At 32.3% G+C, this 3,070-nt stretch carries 1 protein-coding gene; it reads right to left on the reverse strand.

The window, feature by feature from the left end:
• A partial coding sequence (locus tag GQ47_RS20550; RefSeq protein ID WP_035652539.1) for a non-ribosomal peptide synthetase occupies nt 1-3,070 on the reverse strand: 3,070 nt, incomplete at both ends.

Raw genomic sequence — 3,070 nt, forward strand, 5'->3', positions numbered from 1 at the left:
CTGGAAGGGCTTTTCTGTCTATCTTGCCATTAGGTGTCAGAGGCAGACTTTCTATCTCTACATAAAAACCGGGCACCATATATTCAGGCAGCCTGTTTTGCAGGTAAGTTCTAAGCTCTGATTTGTCAATCTCTGTTTTGGACACATAATAAGCCACCAAAGATTTGTCCTGGTTGATTTCTTTGGCCTCTACTACAACCTGTTGTATATCCTCTGAATATTCAGATATGGTCGTTTCTATCTCTCCTAGCTCAATCCTAAATCCTCGAACTTTAACCTGATGATCAAGTCTTCCCAAGAATTCAATATTATTAGTTTTGTCCATGTATCCTATATCACCAGTATTATACATGATCCCTCCAAACTTAGAATAAAATGGATCTTCCAAAAAAGCAGCTTCAGTTTTTAAATTATCATTTGCATAACCTGTTGCAACTCCAATTCCTCCAATGTATAAGTAACCTTGAACTCCGTAAGGAACCGGTTTTTTATATTTATCCAGAATATAGAATGTGTTATTTTGTATTGGCTTACCGTATGGTATACGTGTCCAATTCTTTTCTACATTACGAATTGGATAATAAATTGACCAAACGGTTCCTTCAGTAGCTCCTCCTAAACTTATAATTTCTGCTGATGGAAAGTATTTATTGATACGTTCGGGAAGTTGTACAGGTATCCAATCACCGCTCATAAAAATAACTCTAAGATTATTTTGTATGTAATTTTCTTTCTCAGATTCAATAATATCAACTAGTAAATTCATTGTTGATGGTACTGAATCCCAAAACGTTATTTTCTCTTTTAATAAAAGATCTATTAATTTCCCTGAATCTCTTATTTCTTTTTCATTTGCTATCACTATTGCTCCACCAGCAGATAATATTCCAAAAACATCATAAACAGAAAGATCAAAACACATTGAAGTAATAAACAACAAACGATCTTTTTCTGTAACTTTGAATCTTGAGTTCACCCAATCAATTAAATTTACGACCGAAAAGTGTCTTATCATTACACCTTTAGGATTTCCAGTTGATCCTGAAGTGTAAATTGTATATGCTAAACTATCAATATTAATTTTTAAATTAAGATTATTTACACTTTCGTTTTTTATGAAGATATCATTCATGAAAATCAAAGATATTTCTCCAAATATATTCTCCGAGCTAAGAATTTCTTCCTGAATTATAAACTTAACATTCGAGTTACTTACCATGTATTGTTTTCTAGAGGAAGGATATTCGTTATCAATTGGAACATATGCAGCTCCAGTTTTTAAAATCCCATAAAGCCCAATAATCATATTGAAACCTCGAGTTGCTATTAATGCAACATTATCTTGAGCTTTAACTCCATTCAAAATTAAATATCTAGCTAGTTGATTTGCTTTCTCGTTGAGTTCATTGTAAGTTAATTCAGTATCTTCAAAAACTACTGCTACATTATTTGGAGTTTTCTTTACTTGCTCTTCGAATAAATCGATTATAGTTTTATCTTTAGGATAATCAACCTGAGTATTATTAAACTCTACTAAAAGCTGATGTTTTTCTTCTTGGGTGATATAATCTATTTCATTGATGAGCATCTCTGGTTGTTCTAATAATGGGGTTATCAGATTCTCAAAATGCGAAAAGATTCTATTGATTAATTCCAAGTCATAAATATCAGTATTATATTCTATTGATAAATTTAATACCTCTTGTTCGAAAAACTTAAAATTGATATCAAATTGAGAAGTTATGCTTTCAAAATCGTAATGACTTATCGAGATATTGTTTAATTCTTCCTTATTGTTAATATTGTTTAGTTGTCCTTGATTCTGCAAGACTACCATCACATCAAACAAGGCATTTCTACTGGTATCTCTTTTTGTGTTTAATTTTCCTACTAATTTATCAAAAGGATAGCCTTGATGTTCATAAGCTCCTAATAAGGTTTCTTTTTCTTGTTGCACTAAATCTTGAAAGGATTCATTTTCTCTGAATTGCGTTCTAATAGCAACTGTATTTAAATACAATCCTAGCTGATTCTCTAAATCAGGGTGTTCTCTTCCAGCTATTGGTGTGCCTATGATAATATCATCTTGACTTGTATAACGATGCAAGAGCGCATTGACTCCTGCCATCAAGGTCATAAACAAGGTTACATCTTGCTTTTTTGAGAAGTCTTTAAGCTTATTTAAAAACTCTTTTGAGAATTGATAACTTATTGTATCTCCGTTGTAGGTTTTAACTAAGGGGCGTGCTTTAAAACTTGGAAGATCAATTACAGGTAATTCACCTTCAAACTGTTCTAACCAATAGACCTCTGATACTTGTTGTTTTTGTTTTTGTCCTTCGCTGTTTTGCCATACTGCATAGTCTTTGTATTGAATAGATAATACAGGTAGTTGAGCTTCTTTTGCTTCTACTAAAGAATTATAGATTTTTTCAACTTCTGATATCAATAATTCTATAGACCAGCCATCGCCTATGATGTGATGAAGCGATAAGAAAAACACATGTTCTTTCTCTTTTAACTTGATCATACTGGCTCTTACAAATGGGGCGTGTTCTAAATCAAAAGCAATGCTGTTTAACTCATGTAAGTAATTGGCAACTATTTGTTCTTGGTTTTCTTTCTGTTTTGAAAAATCTTTTTGTACAACAATAAAATCAACTTTTTCTATAGGAACAATCCATTGGCGTACTTCACCTTGCTTATCTACTTTAAAAGAAGTTCTTAAAATTTCATGACGCTTGATTAATAACCTAAATGCTTCTTCAAATTTATCAAAATCAACAGTTCCTGTAAACCTAACTGCTGCGGGCATATTATAGGCCAAAGAACCACCCTCAAGTTGGCTCAATATCCATAAACGACTCTGTGAGCTAGTTAGGGGATAGGATTCATCCTCCGCTGCTTTGGGAATGTCTAAATATTCGCTTTGTTTTAATTGTTTGCTTAATTCTTTTATGGTTGGATTGGCAAAGAATATTTTAAAGGATATCGTTTTTCCTAATTTTTTAAAAATTTGATTGATAACTTGAACTACTATCAGACTATGTCCTCCCAGCTCAAAGAAATT

The organism is Flavobacterium sp. ASV13, from assembly GCF_000745775.1.
Taxonomy (GTDB): domain Bacteria; phylum Bacteroidota; class Bacteroidia; order Flavobacteriales; family Flavobacteriaceae; genus Flavobacterium.